5 protein-coding genes and 1 pseudogene are annotated in these 6,928 nt (G+C 69.9%); 3 read left to right on the forward strand and 3 right to left on the reverse strand.

The features are described 5' to 3' along the window. Both ACLEQD_RS33525 and ACLEQD_RS33530 read right to left on the reverse strand, forming a co-directional pair. Positions 1–1,005: ABC transporter permease (locus ACLEQD_RS33525; protein WP_410389641.1), on the reverse strand; the 1,005-nt coding region annotated here is incomplete at its 3' end. Positions 1,006–1,354: 349 nt separating this feature from the next. Further along, positions 1,355–2,401, reverse strand: a complete 1,047-nt coding sequence (locus ACLEQD_RS33530; protein ID WP_410389643.1) for an ABC transporter substrate-binding protein — start codon at positions 2,399–2,401, stop codon at positions 1,355–1,357. A 156-nt stretch (positions 2,402–2,557) separates the two neighbouring features. Between ACLEQD_RS33530 and ACLEQD_RS33535 the strand changes: the two genes are divergently transcribed. Both ACLEQD_RS33535 and ACLEQD_RS33540 read left to right on the forward strand, forming a co-directional pair. Then, entirely contained in the window at positions 2,558–3,550 is a 993-nt protein-coding gene (locus tag ACLEQD_RS33535) for an aldo/keto reductase (RefSeq protein WP_410389645.1), read from the forward strand. A 73-nt stretch (positions 3,551–3,623) separates the two neighbouring features. Further along, the gene (locus tag ACLEQD_RS33540) at positions 3,624–4,982 is read left to right on the forward strand and encodes a family 16 glycosylhydrolase (RefSeq protein WP_410389647.1); all 1,359 of its coding nucleotides are present in this window, start codon (positions 3,624–3,626) and stop codon (positions 4,980–4,982) included. Positions 4,983–5,047: 65 nt separating this feature from the next. Here ACLEQD_RS33540 and ACLEQD_RS33545 read toward each other — a convergent pair whose 3' ends face one another. Continuing rightward, complete coding sequence (locus ACLEQD_RS33545) at positions 5,048–6,259, reverse strand: polysaccharide deacetylase family protein (RefSeq protein ID WP_410389648.1); 1,212 nt, start codon at positions 6,257–6,259, stop codon at positions 5,048–5,050. A gap of 395 nt (positions 6,260–6,654) precedes the next feature. On the opposite strand from ACLEQD_RS33545, the pseudogene ACLEQD_RS33550 reads away from it, so the two are divergent. Continuing rightward, positions 6,655–6,928: pseudogene (locus ACLEQD_RS33550) on the forward strand (ABC transporter substrate-binding protein); the annotation flags it as partial.

Raw genomic sequence — 6,928 nt, forward strand, 5'->3', positions numbered from 1 at the left:
CGCGTCCCACAGCACCCCGGACCAGTGCGACAGCGTCAGCGTGTCCCACGTCAGCGCCGCGCCGAAGCTGCGTTGCAGCGACGTCAGCAGGATGGCCGCCAGGGGCAGGACCACCAGCACCCCGCCCACCATGCCCACCCCCATGAGCGCCCACGGCCGCCAGGTCCCCAGCGCGAGCACGCGCGGAGACACACCCTTGCCCGCGCTCAAGCGCACGCGTCCACTCCGGCCCAGCACCCAGGTCAATCCCAGCGCCAGCGGGGTGAGCAGCAGGAGGAACGACGCGAGCACCGAAGCACGCGGCAACCCCTCCTCGCTGCCCAGCAGCACCAGCTCATAGATGCGGGTGGTGAGGACGCGAGTGGGCGGTGACGCCGACACGCCCAGCAGGTACGGCACGCCGAAGGACGACGCGGCCATGAGGAACACCATCACCGCGCCCGACAGCAGCGCGGGCAGCACCAGGGGCACCGTCGTGTTCAGGAGGGCGCGAAGCGGCGAAGCGCCACACACGCGCGCGGCCTCCTCCAGCGCGGGGTCCACGCGCCGCAGCGCCGCCGCCCCCGCGAGCAGCACGAGCGGCAGACCCGACAGGCCCTCCACGAACGCGATGCCCGCCGCGCCATAGAGGTCGAACACGTCCGCGCCCAGCAAGCGGTTCAGGTAGCCCGCGCGAGGGCTCGCGAGCGACAGCCAGCCCATGCCCCAGATGAACGCGGGGATGGCGGAAGGCAGCGTGAACAACACGGTGAACGCGCCGCGCAGGGGCAGGTCCGTGCGGAACAAGAGGAACGCCAGCGGAACCCCCAGGCACAGCGCCCACGCCGTCGCGCCCAGCGAGATGCCCAGCGTGTTCACCAGCGCCCCCGACTCCGCCGCGAGCACATGCCCCAGCCCGCCCGTCGCCGCCCCCACGCCTCGGATCAGCAACGCCACGACCGGAACCACCGCGAAGAGCAGCAGCGGCACGAGCCAAGCGGCCAACGCGAGCCATCGGCCCCTCATCGCGCCTCCCCTGCGATGAGAAAGGGAGAATCCTGTCGGGACTCCCCTGCCGCGGCGCACCACACGAACTGGTCCGACAGTCGGACCGGGTGGGAAGCCCCCGGCCTGGGGCTTCCGGTCCAGCCAAACAGCGGAAACGGGTCCGCCTGTCGGACCGGGTGGGAAGCCTCCGGCCCGGGGCCTCCGGTCCAGCCGACCAGCGGAAAGTGGTCCGACAGTCGGACCGGGTGGGAAGCCTCCAGCCTGGGGCGTCCGGTCCAGCCGAACAGCGGAAACGGGTCCGACTGTCGGACCGGTTGAGGCCGCATCGAGCGGGAGGTCTCCGCGGCACTGGACAGGCGCTCCTGGCTCATCGCGCGAAGGCCCGGCTGAAGGCTTCCTTGATGTCGCCACCGTGCAGCAGGCCCTGCTCCAGCAGCTCCGGAGTCCACGCCTGCGCGCGGCCCAGCAGTCCTTCCACTCCGGGCTCTCCACGCGGGCCGCCCAGGCGCGGATCCACCGCGTGCATGTCCCCCTTCTCCACGATGATGCGCTGGCCCTCCGGTGACAGCAGCACGTCCACCAGGGCCTTCGCCGCCACCGGGTTGCGAGTCGCGGCGAACAGCCCCACCGGCCCGGGGATGACCACCGCACCGTCCTCCGGCCAGATGACCTCGATGGGGCTGCCCTTCGCCTTCGCCGCCAGCGCGTTCTCCAGGAGCAGCACGCCCGCGTCCACCTCGCCGCTCTCCACCTTCTGGAGCACCGCCGCATTGCCTCCGGCCACCACCGCGCCCCTCTCCCTCAGCCCCGCGAAGTACGCCTCCCCGCGCTTCGCGCGCAGGAACACCGCCCACGTGAACGCGGTGCCCGACGTGAGCGGATCGCCGATGGCCGCCCGCCCCTTCCAGCTTCCGTCCACCATCGCCGCGAACGACTTCGGCGCCTCGCCCGCGCCCACGCGGTGCACCAGCACCATCGTGGACAGCCGCACCGCCGCGTACCTCGCGTCCAGGTCCAGCAGCGAGCGAGGGATGCGCAGCGCGTTCACGGAGGCGTAGCGCAGGAACGCGCCGTCACGCGCCAGCCGCTCGTAGAGGAACGGATCCGACGTCATCAGCACGTCCGCGCGCACCGCGCCCGCGGCCCGCTCCGCCTCCAGGCGGCTGGCCACCTTCTCGCTGCCCGCCTGGTACCAGTGCACCTGCACACCGGGCAGCCGCTCCTTCAGCAACGGCTCCAGCGCATCCAGCACGTGCCGGTACATCGACGTGTAGACCCACACCTCGCCGGACGGGGTCGAGGCCTGCGCCACGGCGGCGCCCCCCGACGGCGCGGCGGATTCAATGCGGCACGCGGCCAGGAGGATCAGCGCGAGGAGCGGACCCACGCGCCGCACAAGGAGGGGGATGCGCATGCGGGTGTCGATTATGCGGCACCCGCCCGCCCTGCACACCCACCGTGCAGCGGTGGCTCCTGCACATTCGGCCCCGGCGCCCGTTGTCCCCGGCTCCGAGCGGTCCCAACGTCGGCCTCCCAGACGCCACCTGCTCCTCTGGAAGGACGCCCTGACATGACCCGGAAGGAATTCCTCGCCGCGACGCTGTCGCTGATGGTTGCTCCGCCCGTGCTGGGGGCCACGCCCGCGAAGGCGAAGAACGCGCCCGCCGTGCCCCGCCGCAAGCTGGGCCGCACCGGTCAGGAGGTGTCCTGCGTGGGGCTCGGGGGTTTCCACATCGGCAAGCAGAAGGACGAATCGGAGAGCATCGCGCTCATCCGGGGCGCGTTGGATCAGGGCATCAACTTCCTGGACAACTGCTGGGACTACAACGACGGCAAGAGCGAGGAGCGCATGGGCAAGGCGCTGCGCGACGGCTACCGCGCCAAGGCCTTCCTGATGACGAAGATCGACGGCCGCGACAAGAAGACCGCGGCGAAGCAGATCGACGAATCCCTCCGGCGCCTCCAGACGGACCACGTGGACCTGCTCCAGCTCCACGAGGTCATCCGCGACAATGATCCGGACAAGGCCTTCGCCGAAGGCGGCGCCATCGAGGCGATGAAGGACGCGCAGAAGGCCGGCAAGGCGCGCTTCCTGGGCTTCACCGGGCACAAGTCCCCGGACATCCACCTGAAGATGCTGGAGACGGCGAAGCAGCACGGCTTCCGCTTCGACACCGTGCAACTGCCCCTCAACGTGATGGACGCCCACTTCAACAGCTTCGAGAAGCGCGTGCTGCCCGTGCTCGTGAAGGAGGGCATTGGCGTGCTCGCCATGAAGTCCATGGGCGACCCGTTCATCCTCGACAGCAAGACCGTCACCGCGCCCGAGTGCCTGCGCTACGACCTGTCCCTGCCCGTCAGCGTCGTCATCACCGGCATCGACTCGCAGGAGCGCCTGCAGCAGGCCCTCACCGCCGCGCGCACCTTCAAGCCCCTGAGCGAAAAGGAAGTCCAGGCGCTGCTCGCCAAGACGAAGGACGCCGCCAGGGACGGCGCCTTCGAGAAGTACAAGACGAGCCACCACTTCGACGGGACCGTCCAGAACCCACAGTGGCTCGGCTGAGTCGCTCCTGGCTTTCCTGGCAAGGCGCGTCAAAACCGGCAAATATGAATGCTCCCCTTTCCCCGGAGTATTCATGCACCGCCCCCTTCGCGCAGGCCTCGTCGCCGCAGGACTCCTGACCACCCTCTCCGGCTGTTCACCGGAGCCGGAAGCCGCTGCCCCGGTGGAGGCGGAGGGCTACGGCCAGACGCAGCAGGGCGAGCGCGCGTATGACCCCGGTGCGGGCTGGTCGCTGGCGTGGCAGGACGACTTCACGGGCACGGCGCTGAACACGGGCGCGTGGACCGCGCTGACGAGCAACTGGGATCCGGTGACCAACAACTGCAACTTCGGCACGGGCGAGCTGGAGTTCCCGCGCGCGCAGAACGTGACGGTGGGCAACGGCAAGCTGGTCATCACGGCGGAGCGCACGGCGGACAACCCCACGGACTCGCGCTGCCCGGGGCAGTACCGGTCGTTCTATTCCGGCCGCATCCACACCAAGGGCAAGGTGGAGGGGCGCTACGGCAAGATCGTCGCGAGCATCAAGGTTCCGCCGGGCTACGGCATGTGGCCGGCGTTCTGGACGCTGGGCTCGAACATCCAGAGCGCGGGTTGGCCGGGCGCGGGGGAGATCGACATCCTGGAGTGGAAGTCCACGGAGCCCACGTGGATGAAGTCCGCGGTGCACTGGTACAACGGCGGCAACGCGGACTGGGGCACGGGCGCGAGCCGCGGCGTGGACCTGTCACAGGACTTCCACACGTATGAAGTGGAGTGGACGGCGAACACCATGGTGTTCCGCCTGGACAAGGACTTCGTGTCCACGGCGACGTTCAACCACAACGAGACGGAGTTCCAGCAGAACCACTACCTCATCCTGAACCTGGCGCTGGGCGGCGTCTGGTACGGCAACCCGGCGCCGGCCTCCGTCGACCTGGCCTGGGGCGCGAAGAAGACGATGGAGGTGGAGTGGGTGCGCTGGTACCAGCCGGGCACCACGCAGCCGCTGACGCTGACGAACCCCGGCTTCGAGAGCGGCATGACGGGCTGGAACACCTGGAGCCCGAACGGCACGGCGGCGGCGGCGTTCTCGGAGACGTACAACGGCGGGCACTCGGGCAGCTTCCACCTGACGCACTGGACGTCGGCGGCGGCCTACGAGGCGTGGACGTACCAGACGAAGTCGGGCCTGGCGTCAGGCAACTACAAGCTGCGCGCCTGGTTCCGCAAGGGAGGCACGTTCGACTTCGCGCGCTTCCAGGTGAAGAACTGCGGCGGCTGCGCCGCGGCCATCACCAACCTGGGCACCTACGGCAACTACACGCTGGTGGAGACGCCCGCCATCTCCGTCACCAACGGCTACCTGGAGTTCGGCCTGCACAGCAAGTCGCCCGCCCACAACGGCTCCAACTACATCCACATGGATGACGTGGAGCTGATCAAGCTGTAGGCCCCGGCTGCCTCCAAGCGCGCGCCGGAGCGAACCCCGGCGCGCGCGAGGTGTGGCACCGCGGCTCAGTACGGCACGAGCACGAAGTCGTCCACGTACACGGTGCCCTGATCCGAGCCCGAGTCGTCCATCACGTAGAAATCATCCACCGTGCCGGAGGTCGCGCCCAGGGTGCTCAGCGGGATGGAGACCTTCTGCCAGGTGCCCGCCGCGATGGGGTGTCCCAGCGCCGTCTCCAGGTTGATGCTGCCCAGCGGCGTGCCGCCGTTGTAGAGCGCCAGCCGCACCTGCTGCCCGCCCGTCGTGCCTCCGTGCACCCAGAGGTCGACGGACTGGTACAGCGACAGGTCCAGCCCCGTGTGGTGGAACATCAGCGCTTCCCAGTAGTCCGGCTCGAAGCCCACCGCCGTGGACCCGGAGTGCACCGTGACGGCCTGGTCCAGGTCGTGCGTCGCCCAGCTCCAGTCCTGGAAGCCGCTGCCCATCGCGTCGTCGTAGACGACCGTGCCCACGGAGGGCGGCGCCTCCGTGAGGCCGTCCGTCAGCGCCAGCCCCTCCTCCACTGTCACGGTGCGGATGCCCGTCGACTTCACGTAGCTGAGGATGCTGGTGAAGTTGGTCGTCTTGTACTGCGTCTCCCGCGTGGGCGTGCCGCTGGTGAACTCGTGGAAGAGGATGATGAGCCAGCTCTTCTCCGCGATGGCCTGGTTGATCCACCCCTTCACCTGCGCCACCGTCACCGCGCTCGACACGTCGTTGGCGCGCAGCTCGTAGATGACCGTGTCGCGGTAGTTGCGGCCCGCGTTGATGGTGCGGTGGCTGGCGTACTCCGTCTTCAGCGCCGTCATCACCGTCGCGTTGTACGCGCCGTAGGGTGACGCGAAGTCCTTGCCGCACGCCGCCCCCACGTTCGCCTCCAACCACGCTCGCGAGTCGTGCAGCTCCGACGTCAGCTGCGCGGACGTCAGCGCGGTGAGGTCCGCGTGCGTGCGCGTGTGGCTGGCGATCTCGTTGCCCTCCGCCTTGAGCGTCTGCACCTGCGCGAGGGTCATGTAGCCGCCCCAGCTTTGGGCGACGGCGTCGGTGACCAGGTAGTACGTGGCGGGGATGGCCCGCGACTTCAGCGCCGGCCTCGCCAGCGTGTACTGCGTGCTCCAGCCGTCATCCAACGTGATGGAGATCATCCCTTCCGCGAACGGCGACGCGGCAAGGGCCGAGGAACCACAAAGCAACGCCGCGGCGCAGAGCGCGCGCGAAGACAGATTCATCCAAGCCATGTCCGGGTATTCCCCCTGTGAGGAGTCCCCAGGATATCCGCGCCTCCCGAGCGAAACCCAGACGCCGCTTCCCGCGACCCGCGTGCTAGAAGTCGCCCCGCCCATGAGTCTCTTCCGCCTCCCCTCCCTGCTCTGCGTGGTGCTCGCGCTCGCGGCGGGCTGCCAGCGTCCGGCGCCCCCCGCCCCGGAGCCCCGGGCGCGGCGGATCGTCTCCCTGTCGCCGTCCGTCACGGAGACGCTCTTCGCCCTGGGCGCGGGGGCGCAGCTCGTGGGCGTGTCCGACTACACCGCCCTGCCCGAGGGCACACCCGCCCTGCCCAAGGTAGGCACCACGTTCGCCCCCCAACTTCGAGGCCATCGCGAAGCTCAGGCCGACGCTGGTGGTGGATCAGCAGGTGAAGCAGGCCCCTGCGGAGGCGCTCTCCGCGCTCGCGCCGCTGAAGGTGCTGCCCTGGACGTCGCTCCAGGAGGTGGTGGACAGCGTGAAGGAGCTGGGCCGCCTGAGCGGCCGCGAGCCCCAGGCCACGGCGCTCGCGGAGCGGCTCCAGCGCACGCTGTCCCGCCCCGCGCCGAAGGACGCGCCCCGCGTGCTGCTGGTGCTGGGCGACGTCGCGGGCACGCTGTCGGAGGTCTGGTACATGAAGCGCGCGTCGCTGCACGGCGCCGCGC

Source organism: Corallococcus sp. 4LFB, assembly GCF_046520365.1.
Classification (GTDB): domain Bacteria; phylum Myxococcota; class Myxococcia; order Myxococcales; family Myxococcaceae; genus Corallococcus; species Corallococcus caeni.